Annotated in this window: 18 protein-coding genes; 13 read left to right on the forward strand and 5 right to left on the reverse strand. The window is 71.8% G+C overall.

Annotated elements, in window-relative coordinates; genetic code table 11:
- The first annotated feature begins 90 nt into the window (after positions 1-90).
- The 10 genes from LO763_RS16610 to LO763_RS16655 all read left to right on the forward strand — a co-directional run bounded on the left by LO763_RS16610 (position 91) and on the right by LO763_RS16655 (position 12038).
- On the forward strand, positions 91-1401 hold the full coding sequence (locus tag LO763_RS16610; RefSeq protein ID WP_230786365.1) for a Gfo/Idh/MocA family oxidoreductase: 1311 nt from the start codon (positions 91-93) through the stop codon (positions 1399-1401).
- A gap of 8 nt (positions 1402-1409) precedes the next feature.
- Positions 1410-2897 carry a glucuronate isomerase gene (gene uxaC / locus LO763_RS16615; protein WP_230786366.1) on the forward strand — a complete coding sequence of 496 codons (1488 nt, stop codon included), beginning with the start codon at positions 1410-1412 and terminating at the stop codon, positions 2895-2897.
- A 5-nt stretch (positions 2898-2902) separates the two neighbouring features.
- The gene (locus LO763_RS16620) at positions 2903-4213 is read left to right on the forward strand and encodes an enolase C-terminal domain-like protein (protein WP_255672625.1); all 1311 of its coding nucleotides are present in this window, start codon (positions 2903-2905) and stop codon (positions 4211-4213) included.
- Positions 4210-5583, forward strand: coding sequence for a mannitol dehydrogenase family protein (locus tag LO763_RS16625; protein ID WP_230786369.1), 1374 nt, complete (start codon positions 4210-4212; stop codon positions 5581-5583). Before LO763_RS16620 ends, LO763_RS16625 begins: the two co-directional genes overlap by 4 nt.
- The gene (locus LO763_RS16630) at positions 5580-6752 is read left to right on the forward strand and encodes a Gfo/Idh/MocA family protein (RefSeq protein WP_230786371.1); all 1173 of its coding nucleotides are present in this window, start codon (positions 5580-5582) and stop codon (positions 6750-6752) included. The genes LO763_RS16625 and LO763_RS16630 overlap by 4 nt, the downstream gene beginning before the upstream one ends.
- Positions 6753-6884: 132 nt before the next feature.
- Positions 6885-7442: a hypothetical protein gene (locus LO763_RS16635; RefSeq protein ID WP_230786373.1), complete on the forward strand. Its 558-nt coding sequence runs from the start codon at positions 6885-6887 to the stop codon at positions 7440-7442.
- Between the two features lie 19 nt (positions 7443-7461).
- The gene (locus LO763_RS16640) at positions 7462-8841 is read left to right on the forward strand and encodes a hypothetical protein (protein WP_230786374.1); all 1380 of its coding nucleotides are present in this window, start codon (positions 7462-7464) and stop codon (positions 8839-8841) included.
- Positions 8842-8845: 4 nt separating this feature from the next.
- Complete coding sequence (locus LO763_RS16645; RefSeq protein ID WP_230786376.1) at positions 8846-9505, forward strand: vWA domain-containing protein; 660 nt, start codon at positions 8846-8848, stop codon at positions 9503-9505.
- Between the two features lie 11 nt (positions 9506-9516).
- Complete coding sequence (locus LO763_RS16650; RefSeq protein ID WP_230786377.1) at positions 9517-11127, forward strand: protein phosphatase 2C domain-containing protein; 1611 nt, start codon at positions 9517-9519, stop codon at positions 11125-11127.
- Positions 11124-12038 carry a hypothetical protein gene (locus tag LO763_RS16655; protein WP_230786378.1) on the forward strand — a complete coding sequence of 305 codons (915 nt, stop codon included), beginning with the start codon at positions 11124-11126 and terminating at the stop codon, positions 12036-12038. Before LO763_RS16650 ends, LO763_RS16655 begins: the two co-directional genes overlap by 4 nt.
- Here the strand turns inward: LO763_RS16655 and LO763_RS16660 are convergent, their stop codons facing one another.
- The gene (locus LO763_RS16660; protein ID WP_230786380.1) at positions 12039-13454 is read right to left on the reverse strand and encodes a pectate lyase family protein; all 1416 of its coding nucleotides are present in this window, start codon (positions 13452-13454) and stop codon (positions 12039-12041) included.
- Positions 13455-13627: 173 nt separating this feature from the next.
- Complete coding sequence (locus tag LO763_RS16665) at positions 13628-14623, reverse strand: pectate lyase family protein (protein WP_230786382.1); 996 nt, start codon at positions 14621-14623, stop codon at positions 13628-13630.
- A gap of 285 nt (positions 14624-14908) precedes the next feature.
- On the opposite strand from LO763_RS16665, the gene LO763_RS16670 reads away from it, so the two are divergent.
- Complete coding sequence (locus LO763_RS16670; RefSeq protein WP_230786383.1) at positions 14909-15889, forward strand: acetylxylan esterase; 981 nt, start codon at positions 14909-14911, stop codon at positions 15887-15889.
- Positions 15890-16043: 154 nt separating this feature from the next.
- Here the strand turns inward: LO763_RS16670 and hisN are convergent, their stop codons facing one another.
- From hisN to aroA, 3 genes are all read right to left on the reverse strand, one after another.
- Positions 16044-16844 (reverse strand): histidinol-phosphatase, encoded by an 801-nt coding sequence (gene hisN, locus LO763_RS16675; protein ID WP_230786385.1) that lies wholly within the window; start codon positions 16842-16844, stop codon positions 16044-16046.
- Between the two features lie 65 nt (positions 16845-16909).
- Positions 16910-17872, reverse strand: a complete 963-nt coding sequence (gene rsgA / locus LO763_RS16680; protein ID WP_369432015.1) for a ribosome small subunit-dependent GTPase A — start codon at positions 17870-17872, stop codon at positions 16910-16912.
- A gap of 101 nt (positions 17873-17973) precedes the next feature.
- Positions 17974-19293: a 3-phosphoshikimate 1-carboxyvinyltransferase gene (gene aroA / locus LO763_RS16685; protein WP_230786388.1), complete on the reverse strand. Its 1320-nt coding sequence runs from the start codon at positions 19291-19293 to the stop codon at positions 17974-17976.
- Between the two features lie 131 nt (positions 19294-19424).
- Between aroA and LO763_RS16690 the strand changes: the two genes are divergently transcribed.
- Both LO763_RS16690 and LO763_RS16695 read left to right on the forward strand, forming a co-directional pair.
- The gene (locus LO763_RS16690) at positions 19425-20165 is read left to right on the forward strand and encodes an SOS response-associated peptidase (protein WP_230786390.1); all 741 of its coding nucleotides are present in this window, start codon (positions 19425-19427) and stop codon (positions 20163-20165) included.
- Between the two features lie 146 nt (positions 20166-20311).
- A complete protein-coding gene (locus tag LO763_RS16695; RefSeq protein WP_230786391.1) occupies positions 20312-20665 on the forward strand; it encodes a WhiB family transcriptional regulator in 354 nt (117 codons plus the stop codon).
- The last annotated feature ends 64 nt before the right edge of the window (positions 20666-20729 follow it).

Consider the following 20729-nt stretch of genomic DNA (forward strand, 5'->3'; position numbering starts at 1 on the left):
CGATATCGACATGTTGTGACGGGTCCGGCCCTTGTCTGCCGCCAGGTTCTCAGATAGCGTTTACCAGAACCTCGCAGACGAAGGAGTCACATGTCAGGCCAGCCGCACCGCTATGCCATCGTCGGGACCGGATCGCGCGCCTCGATGTACGTCAGGGCCATCATCGAGCGGAGCGACACGACCAGCCTCGTCGCGCTCGCGGACACCAACCCCAAGCGGATCGCCCACCACGTCAAGGCCATCGAGGACGCCGGCGCCGCGGCCCCCGCCGTCTACGCCGCCGCCGACTTCGACCGGCTCCTCGCCGAGACCGAGCCCCAGACGGTCATCGTCACCTCGGTGGACGCCACGCACCACGAGTACATCCTGGCCGCCTTGGCAGCCGATTGCCACGTCATCTCCGAGAAGCCGCTGACCACCACCGCCGAGCACGCCGCCGCCATCCTCGAGGCCGAGGCGAAGTCCCAGGGCACGGTCACCGTCACCTTCAACTACCGCTACAACCCCCTCCACGAGAAGGTCGCCGAGCTGCTGCGCGAGGGCGCCGTCGGCGAGATCACCTCCGTCGGGTTCGACTGGCTCCTGGACACCCGCCACGGCGCCGACTACTTCCGCCGCTGGCACCGCGAGGCCGAGCACTCCGGCGGCCTCCTCGTCCACAAGTCCGGCCACCACTTCGACCTGGTCAACTGGTGGCTCGACGCCGCGCCCGTGCGCGCCTTCGCCAAGGGCCGCCTCGCCTTCTACGGCGAGAACGGCAAACGCACCGGCCACGACCGCGGCTACGACCGCGTCCACGGCTCCTCCCTGGCCTCCGACGACCCCTTCGCGCTCCACATGGCCGAGAACACCCAGCTCAAGGCCCTCTACCTGGACGCCGAGGACGAGGACGGCTACATCCGCGACCGATGCGTCTTCGCCCCCGGCGTCACCATCTACGACGACATGATGGCCCTGGTGGACTACGACTCGGGCGTCACGCTCTCCTACCGGCTCACCGCCTACTCGCCCTGGGAGGGCTACCGGGTCCACTTCAACGGGACCCAGGGCCGCCTCGAGCTGCTCGTGGTCGAGAACGACCACGTCAACCCCGCGCTCAAGGGCCCGAACGGCGCCAGCGTCCACGGCACGCACGCCGCCCCCGAGGAGGGCTGGTACGAGCTGACCCTCCACCCGTTCTGGACCAAGCCCACCAAGATCGACCTGGGCGAGTACAACCGCGCCGGCCACGGCGGCGGCGACGTCCGGATGCTCGGCGTCCTCTTCGACGGCGACACCGACCCGCACGACCGCTCCGCGAACGCCCAGGACGGCGTGAACGCCCTGGCCGCGGGCCTGGCCTCGAACGAATCCATCGCGACCGGGCAACCGGTTTCGGTCGCCGACCTCCTCAAGAAGTAAGGGTTCCGATGGGCCTCCACCCCGACCGGCTGTTCCCGGCCGACGAACGCACCCGACTGATCGCCCGCGAGATCCACCAGCGCACCACCGACCTGCCGCTGGTGAGCCCGCACGGCCACGTCGACCCGCGCCTGATGTCGGAGAACCGGCCGTTCCCCGACCCCGCGCGGCTGTTCGTCGTCCCCGACCACTACCTGACCCGGATGCTCTTCAGCCAGGGCGCGACCCCCGGCGAACTGGGCGTCCCCTCGGCCGAGGGCGAGCCGTCCGAAGTCGACGGGCGCACGATCTGGCGCCGCTTCGCCGAGCACTACCACCTGTTCCGCGGCACCCCCTCGAAGCTGTGGCTCGACCACACCTTCGCGGAGGTCTTCGGGATCTACAAGGAGCTCGGCGCCGACACCGCCGACGAGTTCTACGACCACCTCTCGGCGCGGCTCGCCGAACCGGCGTACCGGCCCCGGGCCCTGTTCGACCGCTTCAACATCGAGGTGCTCGCGACCACCGAGTCCCCGATCGACTCGCTGGAGCCGCACGCGGCGCTCGCGGCGCTCCCGGCCGCCGGCGGCCGCCGCTGGGGCGGGAAGGGCGGCAAGGTCGTCACGACCTTCCGCCCGGACAACCTGGTCGAACCCGACTGGCCCGGCTGGAGGGACCGCGTCGCGAAGCTGGGGGAGATCACCGGCGAGGACACGACCGCCTTCGACGGCTTCCTCGCCGCGCTGCGGGCCCGCCGCCAGGACTTCATCGCCGCCGGCGCCACCTGCTCCGACCACGGCAACCGGACCGCGATGGCCCTCGACGACCCGAAACTGGCCGCCGAGATCTTCCAGAAGGCCCTCGCCGGCGACCTGGAAGGCGAGGAGCACCGCCTCTTCCCCGCCCTCATGCTGGTCGAGTTCGCCCGCATGAGCGTCGAGGACGGCCTGGTCATGCAGCTCCACCCGGGCTCGGAGCGCAACCACAACCAGTGGCTCTACGAGGGCTGGGGCCGCGACGTCGGCGGCGACATCCCCGCGGCCACCGAGTACACGCGCTCCATCAAGCCCCTGCTCGACGCCTTCGGCAACCACCCGCGCTTCCGGATCGTGCTCTACACCCTCGACGAGACGGTGTTCAGCCGCGAGATCGCCCCCCTCGCCGGCGGCTACTCCGCCGTCTTCGCGGGCGCGCCCTGGTGGTTCCTCGACTCGCCCGAGGGCATGCGGCGCTTCCGCGAGACCGTGCACGAGACCGCCGGGTTCTACAACACGGCCGGATTCGTGGACGACACCCGCGCGTTCTGCTCGATCCCGGCCCGGCACGACGTGGCCCGCCGGATCGACGCCTCCTACCTCGCGCGCCTGGTCGCCGAGCACCGCATGACCGAGGACGAGGCCGCCGAAGTGGCCGTCGACCTCGCCTATAACCTCCCTCGCAGGATCTACGGACTGGACCGGCACCCGTCGCCCGGCCCGACCGTCCCGCCCCGCTCGACTTCCCCCCAACCGGAGTAAACGCGATGCCTTCTTCTGTGTCGACCAGGATCGAACGACTCGAGGTCCACGACGTGCGGTTCCCCACCGCCACCGCCGGCGACGGTTCGGACTCGATCAACCGCGCCGACTACTCGGCCTGCTACGTGGAGCTGTTCACCGACGGCGGCCCCACCGGCACCGGCTTCACCTTCACCGGCGGTCGCGGCACCGAGATCGTCGCCTCGGCCGTGCGGGCCTTCAGGCACCTGGTGGTCGGCAGGACCGTCGAGGAGATCTTCGCCAATCCGGTCGAGTTCTCCCGCTCCCTCGTCCAGGAACCGCAGATCCGCTGGCTCGGCCCCGAGAAGGGCGCCACCCACATGGCCGTCGGCGCCATCGTCAACGCCGTGTGGGACCTGCGCGCCAAGCTCGAGGGCAAGCCCATGTGGCGCCTCCTCGCCGAGATGGACTCCGCCGAGCTCGCCGCCCAGATCGACTACCGGCACATCGAGGACGAGCTCACCCCCGCCGAGGCCGAGGCGATCCTCGACGAGGGCCGCGTCGGCTACGAGGACCGCCTCAAGGTCCTCGAGAACGACGGCTTCCCCGCCTACACCACCTCCGTGGGCTGGCTCGGCTACTCCGACGACAAGGTCCGGGCCCTCACCGAGCAGGCCGTCGCCGACGGCTGGACCGCCGCCAAGATGAAGGTCGGCTCGCCCGACGTCGCCGACGACGTGCGCCGCGCCCGGATCATCCGCGACGTGCTCGGCCCCGACCGCCTGCTCATGATGGACGCCAACCAGATCTGGTCGGTCCCCGAGGCGATCGCGAACATGCGGCAGCTCGCCGCGTTCGACCCGTACTGGATCGAGGAGCCCACCCACCCCGACGACATCCTCGGCCACGCGAAGATCGCCAAGGCCGTGGCCCCGATCCGGGTCGCCACCGGCGAGGTCGCCGCCAACCGCGTCATCTTCAAGCAGCTCCTCCAGGCCGAGGCCATCCGCGTCTGCCAGATCGACGCCTGCCGCGTCGGCGGCGTCCCGGAGGTCCTCGCGACCCTCCTCATGGCCGCCAAGCACGGCGTCGAGGTCTGCCCGCACTCCGGCGGCGTGGGGCTGTGCGAGTACGTGCAGCACCTCGGTATGTTCGAGTACCTTCGCATCGGCAGGACGCTGGAGGGCCGCATGATCGAGTACGTCGACCACCTGCACGAGCACTACACCGACCCGGTGACCGTGGTCGACGGCCGCTACCGCCTGCCGACGCAGCCGGGGTACTCGGTGACCCTCAAGGACGAGTCCATCGCCGAGTTCTCCTTCCCGAACGGGCCCGCGTGGCTGCGCTCATGAACGACGTCCTAGCGAACGAGAACGTCAAGCGGCTCCCCGGGGACGTGCGCGTCCCCGGGGACCGCCCCCAGACCTCCGGCGTCCTCCACCTCGGCGCCGGCGCCTTCCACCGCGCCCACCAGGCCGTCTACACCGACGACACCGACTGGGGCATCACGGTCGCCGCGCCGAGCTCGCGCGGCGTCATCGACGCCCTCGCCGCGCAGGACGGCCTGTTCACCGTCGCGACCCTCGGCCCCGAGGGCGCCGACATGCGCGTGATCGGCTCCATCGTGGACACCCTCCACGTCGCGACCGAGCGCGAGCGGGCCCTCGACCTCGTCGCGGCCGAGACGACCCACGTCGTCACCCTCACCGTCACCGAGAAGGCCTACCGCGACCCGCGGGGCGTCCCCGGGCTCCTCGCCGAGGGCCTCGCCCGCCGGGCCGCCCGCCACGGCGCGCCCCTGACCGTCCTGTGCTGCGACAACCTGCCCGACAACGGCAGGACCACCCGCGCCGCCGTCGAGCCCCTCCTCGACGGCGCCGACAAGACCGGTGCCACCCGCGCCTGGGCCGAGGAGCACGTCACCTTCCCCTCCAGCATGGTCGACCGGATCGTCCCCGCGTCCACCCCCGCGACCTACGAGCGGGCCCTGGCCGGACTCGGCGTCGCCGACCTCGCCGCCGTCGAGGCCGAGCCGTTCACCCAGTGGGTCATCGAGGACGACTTCGCCGGGCCCCGGCCCGACTGGGACGCGACCTTCACCGACGACGTCGCCGGATGGGAGCGCCTGAAACTGCGCACCCTCAACGGGGTCCACTCCACCCTCGCCTACCTCGGGGCCCTCGCCGACGTCGAGACCGTCAGCGAGACCCTCGCCCTCCCGGGGGCCGAGGACTTCGCGCGCTGGCTCATCGCCGAGCAGATCGCGCCGAGCCTCACCCCGCCCGACGGGCAGGACACGGTCGCGTATGGCGAGAGCGTCCTCGAGCGCTTCGCCAACCCCGGCATCCGGCACCGGTGCGTCCAGATCGCCATGGACGGCTCCCAGAAGCTCCCGCAGCGGCTCTTCGCGACGATCGCCGACCTCGCCGAAGCGGGCGTCGACCTCGACCTCATCGCCCTGCCGCTCGCCGCCTGGACCCGCTTCTGCGCCGGCCGCAGCGACTCCGGCGCCGAACTGCCCCTTGACGACCCGCTGCGGGACGTCATCCGCCGCAACCTCGCGGCGGCCGGGTCCGACCCGGCCGCGCGCGTCGACGCGATCCTCGGCCTCGACCTCGTCCCCGCGGCCGTCGCGGACCACCACCAGCTGCGCCGGGCCGCCGCCAAATGGCTGCGCGAACTCGACCGGCACGGCGTCGCCACCACCCTGGAGCACCTGTGACCGACAAGACCCCGCCCGCCAGCCCGCCGCCGCCCGGACCCGACGGGGCTCCGCCCCGGCCCTCTCTTCCGCGGATCGCCCTCGTGGGCGCCAACGGCTACGGCCTGCACCACCGCCGCAACCTCGAACCGCGCCGCCGGCGCGGGGAGATCGCGTTCGTCGGGATGTGCGACACCGCCGAGGTCCACGAGGACGAGCAGGCCCCCGTCGGAGACATCCCCGTCTTCGACGACTACCGGAAGCTGCTCGACGAGACCGACCCGGACGTGGTGATCATCGCGACGCCGCCGCCGACCCACCTGCCGATCGCGAGCGACGCCATGCGCCGCGGCAGCGACGTCTACCTCGAGAAGCCCCCCGTCGCGAACCTCGAGGAGTACCGGCGGCTCTACGAAGTGATGACCGAGACCGGCCGCAACGTCCAGGTCGGGTTCCAGGCCCTCGGCTCCCACGCGTTCAACGCCCTGCGCGACGCGATCGAGGCCGGCCGGCTCGGGCGGGTCGAGGCCGTCGGCGTCGCCGGCTCCTGGCGCCGCCCCGACTCCTACTACCGCCGCTCCCCGTGGGCCGGCAAGCGCGAGGCGAACGGCGTCCTCATCGCCGACGGCGCCCTCGCGAACCCGTTCGCGCACGCCTCCCAGGAGGCCATCGCGCTGGCGGGGGACTGGCCCCTCGCGGGCCCGATCGAGCTCGAGCGCCTGCGCACCCGCGAGCGGATCGAAGTGGACGACACCGCGGTGTGGCGCGGCACCAACCTCAACGGCGTGCGGATCACCGTCGCGGTGACCGTCTGCGGCGACCGCAAGCTCGAGGGCGACGTCTACGTGCGCGGCACCGAGGGCGAGGCCTGGTTCGAGTACCCGACCGACCGCCTCCTCCTGCCCGGCGAGACCGAGCCGAAGCAGTACGGCCGCACCGACCTGCTCGACAACCTCCTCGCGCACCGGCAGCGGGGCGTCGGCCTCATCTCGGGCCTGCGCCGCGCGAAGACCTTCACCGGCGTCCTGGAGACGGTCCTGAACGACCCGATCCCGCGCCTGGTCGACGCCGCTTCACTCGAACGGGTGGAAGACGACACGGTGACCGTCCTCAAGGGCGCCGACCAGGCCGTCGAGGACGCCGCCCGCCAAGGCCGCCTCTTCAGCGAACTGGGCCTTTCCTGGGCGTAACGCCCGCCGGGACCCCTCCCGGGGCGCCGGGATTAGCCTCGGACCGAGCATTCTGCGGACAGCGCGCATGGCGCCGCTGCCGTAGAGTGCTCTCCATCCGTCGCCGATCCCGTACCCCCCGGGAGTTCTCCAGTGTCCTTCGGACGTCGCAACTTCAGAAGCGTCGACTCCTCGTCACCGCTGTCGCTCGCAGGATGGCTCTTCGCCGACCTGGCGCTGCTGCTGTTCATCATCACCATCGCCGTGGCCGCCGACTTCCCGCCCGTCGACGCCGAGGCCGCCGAGGAGACCACCGCCTCGCCCTCCCCGACCCCCTCGCCCACGCCGGAGCCCTCGCCGACCGTCGAGCCCGGCGTCCAGTCCGAACCCCACGTCTTCTACGTCGACTCCGACGGCGCGGGGCTCATCGACGGCGACTCGGGCGCCGAGAAGGCCCTCGTCGCGGACCTCGAAGACGACTTCGCCGCCCTGGTCGCCGAGGGCTACACGGTCGGCTTCGCCCTGACCTTCGGCGGCGCGGTCGAGCCCGGCGTCGGCGGCGCGATGGCCGAGGCCGCCAACGAGGTCATGGTGGCCGCCTTCCCCGAGCTCTTCGGCGACGCGCCGACCCGCCACTTCTGGACCTCGAGCGGCAAAGAGGACATCGACGTCGGCACGCTCCAGATCGAACTGTTCCTGCTCGTCGTCTGAGCGTCCTGGAGGACGAACCATGATCATGTTCCCGAACCAGCGCGTGGTCCCCGCCCCCGCGGCGGCGGCCCCGCCCATGCCGATGTCGAAGTACGGACCGGGCACCGACGCCGCCGACGCCACCGCGAAAGAGCTGGAGGACCTGGCCTCCCGCGAGGAGTTCGCCGGGCGCGCCAGGCAGCTGCGCTCCCTCGCGGGCGCCCTGCGCGACCCCGACGAGGCCCGCGGCTGGAGGGACATGCCCCTCCACGCCGTCTTCGCGAACCTCCCGCTCGACCCGGGCCCGCGCACCCGCGGCAGGGTGCTCCAGGGGCTCTACATCCTCCGCGCCGCCGTCGTCTTCCTGCCGCTGCTGGTGTCCTGGTGGGGCATCCACGGCGCCGTCGACGCCTACCGGCGACAGCTCGACGCCGACGCCGACCTGGGCGCCCAGAGCTTCTTCCGCGACTGGCTCAGCGGCTTCGACGGCGAACTCATGCTCAGCTTCGACCGGATGGCCTTCACCGTCGTCGTCTGCATCCTCGTGCTCATCGCCGTCTCGGCCGCGGTCGAATGGTGCCAGCGCCTCGAGCACGACCGCGACGCGCGGTCCGAAGCGGACCTGCGCGACCGCGTCGACGCCGCCCTCACCGAGGCCGGACTCCACTTGAACGCCGCCCCGCGCGCCACCGGCGAGGAGGCCGAGCGGCAGCTCGCCGAGATGGTCGCCCACTCCGCCGACCTCATCGAGGCCCTGGTCGACACCGTCCGCAGCGTCCAGGCCGACCTCGCCGCGCTCGCCGACTCGACCGGGGAGTTCCGGGCCGTCGTCGCCGGCCTCGACGGCGGCGCCCGCGAGATCGCCGCCGCCACGGACCGGCTCGGCGCCACCGTCGGCGCCGAGCAGTCCAAGGCCGCCCAGGTCTTCCAGGACGCCGGCGCCGCCGTCGCCCGCGACATCGCCGAGGTCGCCGCCGACCTGCGGACCGGCCTGGCCGACCAGCAGACCGAGGCGGCCGACGTGCTGCGCCGCGTCGGCGACCTCGTCATCGAGGCGGTCGGCCAGGGCGAGCGCCACCGCGACGCCGTCGGCCGGCTCCTGCGCGACAACCGCGAGGAGGACGCCCGCGCACTGGCCGAGGCGATCGCCGAGCGGCAGACCGAACTGGCCGACGAGCTGCGCCGCGCCGGCGAGGCGATCGCCGCGAAGCTCAGCGACACCGTCCAGGTCGACGTCGATCCCCGACTGAAGCACCAGCTCGACGCCGTCGAGCACTCCAACCTGCAACTGCACGCCGCGCTCGACGGGCTCGCCCGGTCCGTCCAGTACCTCGGCGACCACATCGGGCAGTCCCCCGGGCTGCTCCCGGCGGTGGTCCCGCCCAAGCGCGGCTGGTTCGGCATCAAACGAGAGAGATGAACCCATGGAACAAGTCCTTCCCTTCTACGTGGTGTGCGACGAGTCCTACTCGATGGCGAACGTCATCGACGACCTGAACAACGGACTGCGCGAACTCCACGCCGCCGTCGGCTCCGACCCGGTCGTGGCGGACAAGACCCGCTTCGGCGTGATCGGCTTCTCCGACGACGCCGAGGTCCTCCTCGAACTGTCCGACCTCAGCGAGGTCACCCAGATGGCGGGCCTGGCCGTCAAGGGCGGCACCAACTTCGGCGCGGCCTTCAAACTGCTGCGCGACACGATCGACGCCGACGTGGCCCAGCTCAAGAACGACGGCTGCCGCGTCTACCGCCCCGCCGCGTTCTTCCTCTCCGACGGCCAGCCGAACTACGAATGGAAGGACGACTACGACCGGCTCACCGACCCCGCCTGGAAGCCCCGCCCCAACATCGTCGCGTTCGGCTTCGGCTCGGTCGACGAGGCCACCATCGCCTCCATCGGCACGTTCAAGTCCTTCATCGCGAACGGCACCCTGAGCCCCGGCAAGGCCCTCCACGAGTTCGCCTCCGCGCTCACCAAGTCGATCGTCCAGTCCGGCACCAACATGACCGACGACGGCAAGGTGGAGCTCCAGGTGCCCAACGAAGTACCCGGTTTCACCAGGCTCGAAGCCGACGAGCTCTGAGGGGGCCCGGCATGACCGAGGGCAAACTGGACCTGGTCCCACCGCCGGCCCCGCCCGCCTGGGGCGACCGCGCCGAGCCGTGGGTGCCCGACACCGTCGGCCGCCGGGCCAAGGCCGCCGAGGCGGCCTGGAAGCTCGACCCCGACCCGGACTTCCCCGATACGGTCCTCGACCGGGGGCGCCTCGGCGACATCGAGGTGCTCGCCTGCGCCGCGCGGGGCTCCAAGCACCGCTTCGAGGGCACCGCCCGCCAGGACGCGGCGATCGCGCGCGCCGCGGCGGGCTCATGGGCGCTGGCGGCCGTCGCCGACGGCGTCGGCTCGGTGCCGGACAGCCAGCAGGCCTCCACGGCGGCCGTGCAATGGCTGCTCATCGAGCTCACCCGCCGCCTCGAAACCGGTGAGGCCGAACCCCACAAGATGGTGAGGGCGGCGTTCGGCGAGGTGAACCGCCGGCTCGTGAACCTCGGCGGCCCCAAGACCACGCTCACCGCCGCGGGCGTCGAGGCGCTCCCCGGGCCCGACGGCAGGTACCGGTCCTGGGTCGCCGCCGTCGGCGACAGCCCCGTGTACTTCCTCCGCGACGGCAGGCTCGTCGCCGTCTTCGACCTCGAACGCGAGGACGAGTTCGGCACCGCCACCGACGCGATGCCCGACCGGGACCTCCGGAACCGCCTCCGCCTCCGGTCGGCGCCGATCCGACCCGGCGACGCCCTGGCCCTCGTCAGCGACGGCATCGGGGACCTGCTCGGCGCCAGATCCGAGGAGCCCAAGGCGTATTTCGCGGAGCGCTGGGGCGCCGCGCCGAACCCGGTGGACTTCATGCGCCACGTGCAGATCCGCTCGCGCGGCTTCGACGACGACCGGTCCGCGGCCGTGCTCTGGGCCGCCCCCGGCCCCACCGGGCAGGACGCGCCCGCACTGCGCGACGCCGCCAGGCCGTCGGCGGCCCACGACGTCGAGATCCGGGCGGGGCGGCTGCGGGGCCTGGAGGTCAGGGCCGTGTCGAGCCGCGGTCTGGAGGCCGCGCGCGAGGGCCGCCGCCGACGGGCCCGCACCGTCCTGTTCGAACGCGCCGGGCGGCTGGTCGCGATCACGGCGGCGCCGACGGGCGTCGACGCGACCGCCGACCACGTCGGACCGTGGGTCGCGGCGGTGCGGGAGGCCGTCGAGGGCTTCCCGCCCGACCACCCCTCCTCGGAGTGGATGCCGAACCTCTGGAGCCTGGCGGTGCGCGCGTTCGACGCGACGCCCGGCGCCCGGCTCGACGAGGTCGCGACCGCCGTCCTGTGCGCCGAGCCCTCGCCGGGCGGCGCCGTGGACTACGAGCTCGCGCTCGCCGGCCCGGTGTCGGCGGCGATCTTCGGCGCCGGGATCCACCAGGAGCTGGGCACGATCCGCGCCCCCGAGCACCGGTGGGGCACCGGCCCGGGCGAGGTGCCCTGCCGCGTCCACGTCGACCGGCTCACCCCCGACCAGGGGCTGCTGCTGACCGTCGGGGTCGACCCGGCCCGGTTCGCGCGGCTGCCGGAGCGGCCGGGCCCGCTGGAGGCCTACGGGGTGCTGGAGGGCGAACGCGCCGAGGAGGACCAGCTGGCGCTGGTGCTGTGGGGTGAACGATGAGTCCGAACGACGAACCGACCAGCCTGGACGAACTGGGGGCGCTCACCAAGCTCGCCGACGGCGGCCAGGGCGCGGTCTACCGGGCCGCCCGGATGCCGGGGGAGCTGTTCAAGCGCTACCTCGACCCGTCGCAGCTCAACGTCGGCGAGCTCAAGCGCCTCATCCGCCGCATCCACGCCGACGAGCGGTCCGAACGCGTGCGGGAGACGATCCTGAACGGCACCGCCTGGCCGACCGGGGTCGTGCTCGAGGACGGCAGGCACGTCGGGATGATGATGCCCGAGGCCCCGCCCCGGTTCAGCACCTCCATCGGCGGCAAGTCCCGCCTCAAGGAGCTCCAGTTCCTGATCTTCGAGCCCAAGCCGATGTGGAGAGAGGTCGGACTCCCCGACGCCGAGCAGCGCCGCGAGCTCGTGACGGGCTATGTGCGCCTGTTCAAGGCCCTGCACGACGCCGACGTCGTCATCGGCGACGTCTCGCCGCGGAACCTGCTGTGGACGTTGGACCCCGCCCCGGCGGTCTACGCCATCGACTGCGACGGGTTCCGCGTCAACGGCTACCCCGCCGCGACGCCGCAGGCGCAGACCCCCGACTGGGTCGACCCGGACCAGGAGACCGGCCGCGCCTCGTTCGACAGCGACCGCTTCAAGCTCGCGCTCCTGGTGATCCGGGTGCTGCTCGTCGAACCGAAGGCCACCCCGCAGCAGGTCGCCGCCGACCCCCGGCGCCGGGGCGTGCTCGGGGACCGGCTCGCCGAACTGGTCCAGAAGACGGCGGGAGGCGAGCGGTGCCATGCCGTCGAGTGGCTGCGCGCGTTGGACGACCGGCCCACCCTCTACTTCGATCCGCCGCGCAGGCGCGAGCGGCCGGAGCCTCCTGAAGGCCCCGGCCGCCCTACGCTCCGTTTCTGATCAGTTCGCGCCGGCCGCGCCGGTCACGATGGACTTGACCTGCGACGGGGTGTCCAGCGAGTAGCTGTACGGCACGCCGCCGACCGAGCCGTTCGACTGCGGTGTCGACGTGTTCACCAGGTGGTTGTTCCTGGACACGATCCGGCCGTCGTCGGACGAGCCCTCGCCGATGTGCACGGCGTCGTCCGCGTTCTCCAGGTAGTTCCCCTCGAACAGGACGCCGGCGTTCTCCGTGGTCGCCACGCAGTAGGACCCGATGTTGACGTAGTAGTTGCTGTACACGTGCACGGTCTCGCCGAAGCGGACGCGCGGGGTGCGCTGGTTGGTCCCGTTGAACCAGTTGTGGTGGTAGCTCACCCGCAGGTGCCCGATGTCCTGGCCGCCATTGCCGTCGGAGTGGCCCAGCAGCATCGTCTTGTCGGTGCCGTTGAACTTGTTCCAGGACACCGTGATGAAGTCCGAGCCGCGCTTGATGTCGAGCGCGCCGTCGTACCCGGTGCCGAAGGTGTTGTTGTCGAACCACAGGTTCGTCGACTCGTCCTGGACGTTGACGGCGTCGTCGTCCCAGTCGTCGAACGTCATGTTCTGCACGATGACGTTGTGGACGGAGTCGAACTGGAGTCCGCCGCCGGTGATCCGGGCGCCGGAGTTGCCGATGATCGTGGTGTTGGAGCCGACGTTGACCATGCCGGACAGGGAGATCGTGCCGCTGACGCGGACGGTCTTCGCGGAGCCGCCGGACACGGCCGAGGTGAACGCGGAGGCGGAGGAGACCGTCGTGGAGGAGCCGCCGGCGCCGCCGGTGGTCCCGCCGTTCTGGGTCGCCCAGCCCTGGAGGCCCTGCGGCGCGGGGTCGCCGCCGCCGCCGGGCGCCGTCGCCCGCCACTGTTGGTTCCATTCGCCGGTCGCGGTGTACTGCGAGATCCGCGAGCCCGAGGAGGTGGACCACTCCCAGACGTCGAGCGCCTTGCCGGAGAAGCGGTTCACGAACGTCAGGTAGCCGTCCGAGCTCTCGGTGATGCGCCACTGCTGGTTGGTGCCGCCCAGGTCCGTGTACTGGGCGATGGTGGCGCCGTCGTTCGCGTTCCACTCCCAGATGTCGAGGACCAGGTTGGAGTGTCGGACCTGGATCTTGTAGTAGCCGCTGCCGACGTCGATGAAGCGGAACTGCTGGCTGGTGGCGGTGCTCGCCGCGTTCTGGACCAGCTGGGCGCCGCCCGAGGAGGAGGAGCCTTCGATCTGGAGGTTCAGGCCGGAGTGCCGGGATTGGAGCGTGTACCACGTTCCGGCCTGGAAGGCGTTCGACTGGGGCGGGTTGAGCACGCTGATCGACAGCGCCGCCAGCAGCGCCGCCGCGAAGGCCGCGATCAGCGCGATGGCGCGTCTGGACCGGAGGGTGGATCTGATCGTCGTCATTGACGCCGTCCTTTCGATGGAGGGGGAGTACCAACATATTGATGGAACTCTATGTTGACGGTAAACCGCGCCGGACAGCGTTTGCAAGACCGTGGTCCAAAATAGAAAGAGACGGGACCGGCGATGCCTCGTCGGTCCCGTCTGGCGTTTGGCAAGCGTTGATACTGGCGGGACTAGCCCGCCCCGGCGCCGCTTCCCACGATGCCGGGGATCTGGTCGGCCGGGTCCGCCGAGTAGCCGTACGGCAGGTCGGTGTTCACCGAGCCGTTCGTCAGGATCTCGCCGGAGTTGTCGAGCACGTTGTCGAACTCGACCAGGCGCCCGTCGCTCGAGGAGCCCTCGCCGATGTGCGTGGGCTCCTCGACGTTCTCGAAGTAGTTCGCCTCCACGATCACGCCCGCGTCCTCGGTGGTCGCGATCCCGTAGGAGCCCACGTCCTTGTAGTAGTTGTTGAACACGTGGACCTGCTCGCCGAAGCGCACGCGCGGGTTCCGCTGGTTCGTGCCGTTGAAGAAGTTGTGGTGGTACGTCACCCGCAGGTGGCCCTCGTCCTGGCTCCCGTTGTCGTCCGAGTGGCCCAGAAGCATGTTCTTGTCGTGGCCGTCGAACCGGTTCCAGGCCACCGTGATGTAGTCCGAGCCGCGCTTGACGTCCACGCAGCCGTCGTTGCCCACCCCGAAGGTGTTGTGGTGGATCCAGATGTTCGTCGAGGACTCCTGGACGTTGATCGCGTCGTCGTCCCAGTCGTCGAAGGTCAGGTTGGTGATGATGACGTTCGACTGCTCTGAGACGTCCAGGCCGCCGCCGGTGATCCGGGCGCCGGAGGCGCCGACGATGGTCGTGTCGGACGCGACGTCGTTCATGCCCGAGATGCTGATCGAGCCGGTGAGGCGCACGATGAGGCCGCCCTCGCCGATCGCGGACAGGAACTCGGAGGCGCTGGAGACGCCGACCTCTTCGGAGCCGCCGGAGACGCCTCCGTTCAGGCTCGCCCAGCCGACGACGCTCTGGAGCGCGCCGACATCGGTTGCCGTGGCGGTGCCGCCCTCCTCGGCGCCGGCCTGCTGGGCGGCCCAGAGGCCGACCCCGCTCGCGGCCGCCGCAGCGCCCGCACTGGAAGCGAGGAGCACGCGCCGCTTGATGCGCGGCGCTGCCGGGTTGGTGCTCACGATTGCGTTCCTCTCGATTGTCGGAATGTCGCATTCCCGCGTTAAGCCGGGAATGAATTGAAATGTATCGATACGCTACCCCGGTTCTCCGCGTAAGGCAAGCGATTGCGGCGAGGGTTCCCGCGAAATCTTTCGACGCAACCCGCATCCTCGTGTCTACCACATAACGCTCGAAAGCCGCATTTCCACACTGCGTAGTCAACCGGTGTCCAAACGGCCTCCCGCGGGCCTGGAAAACGTCTTCCTGTGAGGGGGCGGTTCCGCGGGACGTGCTACAAACTCCTCATGGCGCTTTTCGACCTCCCCCTGGAACAGCTTCGCGAGTACCGGCCCGACGTCCCCGAACCGGCCGACTTCGACGAGTTCTGGAAGTCCACGCTCACCGAGGCCGCCGGCCGCGACCTCGACGTCCGCCTCGAACCGGTCGACACCGGCCTGGTCACCGTGGACGTCCACGACGTCGTCTTCAACGGGTTCGGCGGCCACCCCATCAAGGCCTGGCTCCTCAAGCCCAAGGGCGTCGAGGGCCCGCTCCCGTGCGTGGTCGAGTACATCGGCTACTCCGGCGGCCGGTCGCTCCCGTGGGCGCACACGATGATCCCCGCCGCGGGCTGGGCCCACTTCGTCATGGACACCCGCGGGCAGGGCTACGGCAACTGGCAGCCCGGCGACACCGGCGACCCGTACGGCACCACCGGCCCCACCAACAAGGGCTGGATGACCCAGGGCCTCGAATCGCCCGAGCACTACTACTACCGGCGCGTCTTCACCGACGCCGTCCGCGCGGTCGACGCCGCCAAGGGCCTCGACGGGATCGACCCCGACCGCATCGTGGTCGCGGGCGGCAGCCAGGGCGGCGGCATCACCCAGGCCGTCGGGGGCCTGCGCGACGACCTCGCGGGCGCCATCGTCGACGTCCCGTTCCTGACCCACTTCCGCCGCGCCGTCGAGATCACCGACGCCTTCCCCTACCAGGAGATCGTCGAGTTCCTCTCCGGCCAGCGCCTGCGCGAGGACGTGGTCTTCGGGACCCTGAACTACTTCGACGGCCTCCACTTCGCCGCCCGCGGCACCGCCCCGGCCCTGTACTCGGTGGGCCTGATGGACGACGTCTGCCCGCCCTCGACGGTCTTCGCGGCCTACAACCGCTGGCAGGGCGAGAAGCGGATCACCGTGTGGCCGTGGAACAAGCACGAAGGCGGCGGCATCCACGTCCGCGGCGAGCACCTCAAATTCCTCTCCGAACGGCGAGTTGCGGGCAGCTGACGCGCCTGGTGGAAATCTGAGCCGCGGTTCGCTCGTCGCAAGTACTGCTCCGCTGCGCTCCGCTTACGTACTGGCTCCTCACGAACCTTGTCAGATTTCCACCAGACACGCCATCCATCCCGCAATCGCCGCTCGGACACATGCGTTCGGGCTCTTACGACTCTCGGATTTTGAGGCGCTCCAGGGCCTGCTCGTGCAGCAGCCCGTTCGTCGCCAGCGCCGAGCCGCCGTCGGGGCCCGGGCGCCCGCGCAGGTCCGTGAACGTCCCGCCCGCCTCCTCCACGATGAGCGCCAGCGGCGCCAGGTCCCACAGGGCCACCTCGGGTTCGGCCGCGATGTCCACGGCCCCCTCGGCCAGCAGGCAGTACGAGTAGAAGTCGCCGAACCCGCGCTCGCGCCACGCCTCGTGGAGCATCCCCAGCATCGCGCCCTGCCGGTCCAGTCTGGTCCAACCGGTGATCGAGGAGATGCTCACCGACGCGTCGGAGAGCTTCGCGACCTTCGACACCTCGATGCGCTTGCCGGCGCGCTGGTCGCGCCCGGCGAAGGCGCCCGCGCCCTTCATCGCCCACCAGCGGCGCCCCAGCGCGGGGGCGCTGACGACGCCCACGACCGGCTCGCCCCGGTCGAACAGGGCGATGAGCGTGGCCCAGATCGGCACGCCGCGAACGTAGTTGCGGGTGGCGTCGATCGGGTCGATGACCCATTTGCGGCCCGAGGCGCCCGGGTTGTCGCCGTACTCCTCGCCGAAGATCCCGTCGCGGGGCCGGGCGCGACCGAGCGTCGAGCGCAGCACCTCCTCGATGGTGGTGTCGGCGTCGGAGACCTCGGTCATGTCCGGTTTGGACGAGACCCGCAGGTCGGAGGAGCGGAACCGGCCGGTGCCGATCTGGGCGGCGCTGTCCGCGAGCAGATGCGCGAGGCCGAGATCGTCGTTGTAGCTGGAGGTGGGCATGGGCTCATCCTACTGAGCCGCCGCGGCGCCCCCGGCCCGGCGAGGCGACTGCCGGGTGAACGCCGCTAGTTCTTCGTGTCGGCCTCGTTGAGGGAGGCCAGGACGCGCCGGAAGGAGGCGAGGCGGCCCGCGCGCGGGTCGTCGGGGCCGATGGCCGCGTCCAGGGCGCAGTCGCCGATCTCGGGGGTGTGCGTGCACCCCCGCGGGCAGTCCTGCGCGACCTCCTCGAGCTCGGGGAACGCCTTGAGGATCGAGTCGGCGGTGACGTGCGCGAGCCCGAAGGAGCGCACGCCGGGCGTGTCGATGACCCAGCCGCCGCCGGGCAGCGCGAAGGAGACGGTGCTGGTGGAGGTGTGGGAGCCCTTGCCGATGGCGCGGACCTCGCTGACGGCGCGCCCGGCGCCGGGCACGAGCCGGTTGACGAGCGTGGACTTGCCGACGCCGGAGTGCCCGAAGAACACGTTCTCCTTGCCGCGCAGCAGCTCCCGGAGCTCGTCGAGGGGCGCGTCGGGTTCGGTGGCCGTGATCGTCAGGTCGAGCTGGGAGTAGTAGGCGCGGACCTCGGCGACCAGTTCGGGCGCGAGGTCGTGCTTGGTCAGGCACAGCACGGGGTGGACGGCGGCGTCGTAGGCGGCGACGAGGCACCGGTCGACGAAGCCGTAGCGTAGGGGCGGGTCGACGAGGCTGGCGACGACCACGAGCTGGTCGACGTTGGCGACGACGACGCGCTCGTTGGCGTTCTCGTCGTCGGCCGAGCGGCGCAGCTCGCCGTGGCGCTCGGCGATCCGGACGATCCGCGCGAGCGTCCCGGGGCTCCCGGTCAGGTCCCCGACGAGGGCGGCCCGGTCGCCGACCACGATGGACTGCCTGCCGAGCTCGCGGGCCTTCATGGCGGTGACGGCGACGCCGTCGACCAGGCACGTGTAGCGGCCGCGGTCGACGGCGGTGACGAACCCCTCGACCGCGTGCTCGTGCTTGGGGCGGATCTTGGTCCGCGGGCGGGACCGGCGGGTGGCGCGCACCCGCACATCGTCCTCGTCCCACTCCTCCTCGTCGTCACCGTCGGAACCAGCGCTGCTGAAACCGGTGCCGTCGAGGTCGGCGTCGTCCCTCCAGCCCCGTCCCGGCACTAGGCCCCGTTCCCTTCCGGCCGGTCGCCGTGGACGGCGCGCTCCCAGGCCTCGGCGAAGTCCGGCCAGGTCTTGGAGACGCAGGCGACGTCGTCGAGCACGAGCCCGGGGACGACGAGTCCGGCGACGGCGCCGGCGTGGGCCATGCGGTGGTCGGCGTAGGTCGCCCAGGTGCCGGGGGCGCGACCGCCCCGGTTGACGCGCAGGCCGTCCTCGAACTCGTCGACGTCGGCGCCGAGTTTGCGCAGCTCGGTGACCAGGGCCGAGACCCGGTCGGTCTCGTGGCCCCGGATGTGGGCGACGCCGCGGATGGTGAAGGGCCCCCCGTCGACCCCGAAGAGGGCCGCGAGGGCGGGGGTGAGCTCGGAGGCGTCGGCGAGGTCGAGCTCGGTCGGGATGAGGCTCGGCGAGCCGGCGACGGTGAGGCCGCCGCGGCTCCATTCGACGCGGGAGCCCAGGCGCGTGATGACGTCCCGGATCCGGTCCCCGGCCTGGGCGGTCTCGACGGGCCAGCCCTCGACGGTGACGCGGCCGCCGGTCGCGACGGCGGCGAGGAGGAACGGGGCGGCGTTCTGCAGGTCCGGTTCGATGACCCATTCGCGGCCCTGGAGCTCGCCGGGGGCGACCCGCCAGCGGTCCGGCTCGGTGTCGTCGACCTCGGCCCCGGCCTGGCGGAGCATCTGCACGACCATGTCGAGGTAGGGGCGGCTGGGGACCGGGCGGTCGCCGACGTGGCGCAGGTCGAGGCCCTGCTCGAAGCGGGGCGCGGCCATGAGCAGGGCGCTGACCAGCTGCGAGGTCTTGGAGGCGTCCACGGCCAGCTCGCCGCCCTTGACGGCGCCGGCGGCCTCCACGGTGAACGGGAGGGCGAGGCGCCCGCCGTCCTCGACCTCCACGCCGAGGTCGCGCAGGGCCTTGATGACGCCGTCGTTGGGGCGCTCTCGGGCGTGGGGGTCGCCGTCGAAGGCGACCGGGCCGTCGGCGAGGGCCGCGACGGGCGGCAGGAAGCGCATGACGGTCCCGGCGAGGCCGCAGTCGACCGCCGTGCCGCCCTTGAGCGCGCCGGGCTCCACCGTCCACCGGTCGTCGTCGCCGGTGTCGACGCCGACGCCGAGGGCGCGCAGCCCTTCGACCATGAGGAGGGTGTCCCGCGCGATCAGCGGCCGCCGGATGACGGAGGGGCCGGAGGCGAGCGCGGCGAGGACGAGCGCGCGGGCGGTCATCGACTTCGAGCCGGGCACGCGGACGACCGCGTCGATCGCGGCCTCGGCGTACGGGGCCGTCCAGCGGCGCTTCTCGGGGGCGGCGGTTGCGTTCACGCCGCCATTCTAGAGGCCCGTCCCCGCGGGGCGGGACGCTCGGCGCGCGGGCGGGCCGCCGCGGGGCCTCCCGGCGGCCGCGTCCGGAATTGGGGGACCGGGATGTCGGTGGCGGGGGTTACGGTGAGGGCATGTGCGGAAGGTACGCCAACAGCAAGTCGGGGCCGGCCATGGCCGCGCTCTTCGACGCCGAGGACCTCATCGCGGGCGCCTGGGACCCGAGGTACAACATCGCGCCGACGGCGCAGGCCCCGCTGGTGCGCCGGTCGAAGTCGCGCGGCGGCCGCGTGGTCGAACTGGGCCGCTGGGGCCTGGTCCCGCCGTGGGCCCCCGATCCGGGCATCGGCACCCGCATGTTCAACGCGCGCATCGAGACCGTCTCGTCCTCGCGCGCCTACAAGCGGCCCTTCGCGTCCCGCCGGGCGCTCGTCCCGGCCGACGGCTGGTACGAGTGGCGCAAGCTCCCCGGCGGCGGCAAGCAGCCCTACTTCTTCACCCGCCCCGGCGGCGTCGTGTTCGCCGGGCTGTGGGACGTCTGGCGCGTCGACGAGGAGAAGGACCCGCAGGCCGCGGGGCAGGGCGACCTGAACCTGCTCACCTTCACGGTCCTCACCTGCCCGGCCATGGGCGAGGCGATGGAGACCATCCACGACCGGATGCCGTACGTCCTGCCGCCCGAGCGGTTCGCGGCCTGGCTGGGGGAGGAGGACGCCGAGGAGGCCGAGCTGCTCGCCGGCCCCGCCCCCTCGCTGCCCGGGGAGCTGGAGATCCGCAAGGTCGGCCGCGCCGTGGGCCGCACCGGCAACGAGGGCCCCGAGCTCGTCGCGCCGATCGGCGGCGACGACGGCCCCTCCACCCTCCCAGGATTGTGAACTCAATCACTATCCTTGAACGGTATCTGTACCCCAGGTCGTCGGTCTTTCGTGTACAAGCCGCTGCCGGCTGAAGGGAATCGCTTTCCGCGCCGAGTCGCCTCGCGCGGGAAGGGCCTGCGGCGGATGGAAAAAGGGAGGCAGCAATGCGGCGAATCCGCCCCGAGGAGGTGGCCCGAGCCCGGAGAGACCCCCGGCTGCTCGACGCCGCCGAGTACCGCAACGAGATCATCCGAGGCGCCTACCGGATGAGCGGCGACGACTGGCTTCGCCGCGGCAACTGCGCCGACGTCGAACCCGACGTCATGTACCCCGAGCCCCGCGAGCCCATCGACGAGGCGCTCGCCATGTGCGCGTCCTGCCCGGTGCGCACGCCCTGCCTGGTCCGGGCGCTGGAGGCCCGCGACCGCCACGGCGTCTGGGGGGCCACCGCGCCCCGCGAGCGCCGCGCCATGATCGAGGTCTGGAAGGACATCAACCCCCTCGCCGTGGGCGCCTAGCCCCGCGACACCGACGGCCGCGACCGCCCGCCCGGGCGCATCGCGGCTTCTCGGTGCTCCGGGG

Source organism: Glycomyces amatae, assembly GCF_020991375.1.
GTDB classification, from domain to species: domain Bacteria; phylum Actinomycetota; class Actinomycetes; order Mycobacteriales; family Micromonosporaceae; genus Glycomyces; species Glycomyces amatae.

What these genes read in the sequence shown, in the direction of transcription:
- LO763_RS16610 (WP_230786365.1), top strand. Translation starts at nt 91, where the DNA reads ATGTCAGGCCAGCCGCACCGCTATGCCATCGTCGGGACCGGATCGCGC.
- uxaC (WP_230786366.1), top strand. Translation starts at nt 1,410, where the DNA reads ATGGGCCTCCACCCCGACCGGCTGTTCCCGGCCGACGAACGCACCCGA.
- LO763_RS16620 (WP_255672625.1), top strand. Translation starts at nt 2,903, where the DNA reads ATGCCTTCTTCTGTGTCGACCAGGATCGAACGACTCGAGGTCCACGAC.
- LO763_RS16625 (WP_230786369.1), top strand. Translation starts at nt 4,210, where the DNA reads ATGAACGACGTCCTAGCGAACGAGAACGTCAAGCGGCTCCCCGGGGAC.
- LO763_RS16640 (WP_230786374.1), top strand. Translation starts at nt 7,462, where the DNA reads ATGATCATGTTCCCGAACCAGCGCGTGGTCCCCGCCCCCGCGGCGGCG.
- LO763_RS16645 (WP_230786376.1), top strand. Translation starts at nt 8,846, where the DNA reads ATGGAACAAGTCCTTCCCTTCTACGTGGTGTGCGACGAGTCCTACTCG.
- LO763_RS16650 (WP_230786377.1), top strand. Translation starts at nt 9,517, where the DNA reads ATGACCGAGGGCAAACTGGACCTGGTCCCACCGCCGGCCCCGCCCGCC.
- LO763_RS16655 (WP_230786378.1), top strand. Translation starts at nt 11,124, where the DNA reads ATGAGTCCGAACGACGAACCGACCAGCCTGGACGAACTGGGGGCGCTC.
- LO763_RS16660 (WP_230786380.1), bottom strand. Translation starts at nt 13,454, where the DNA reads ATGACGACGATCAGATCCACCCTCCGGTCCAGACGCGCCATCGCGCTG.
- LO763_RS16670 (WP_230786383.1), top strand. Translation starts at nt 14,909, where the DNA reads ATGGCGCTTTTCGACCTCCCCCTGGAACAGCTTCGCGAGTACCGGCCC.
- hisN (WP_230786385.1), bottom strand. Translation starts at nt 16,844, where the DNA reads ATGCCCACCTCCAGCTACAACGACGATCTCGGCCTCGCGCATCTGCTC.
- LO763_RS16690 (WP_230786390.1), top strand. Translation starts at nt 19,425, where the DNA reads ATGTGCGGAAGGTACGCCAACAGCAAGTCGGGGCCGGCCATGGCCGCG.
- LO763_RS16695 (WP_230786391.1), top strand. Translation starts at nt 20,312, where the DNA reads ATGCGGCGAATCCGCCCCGAGGAGGTGGCCCGAGCCCGGAGAGACCCC.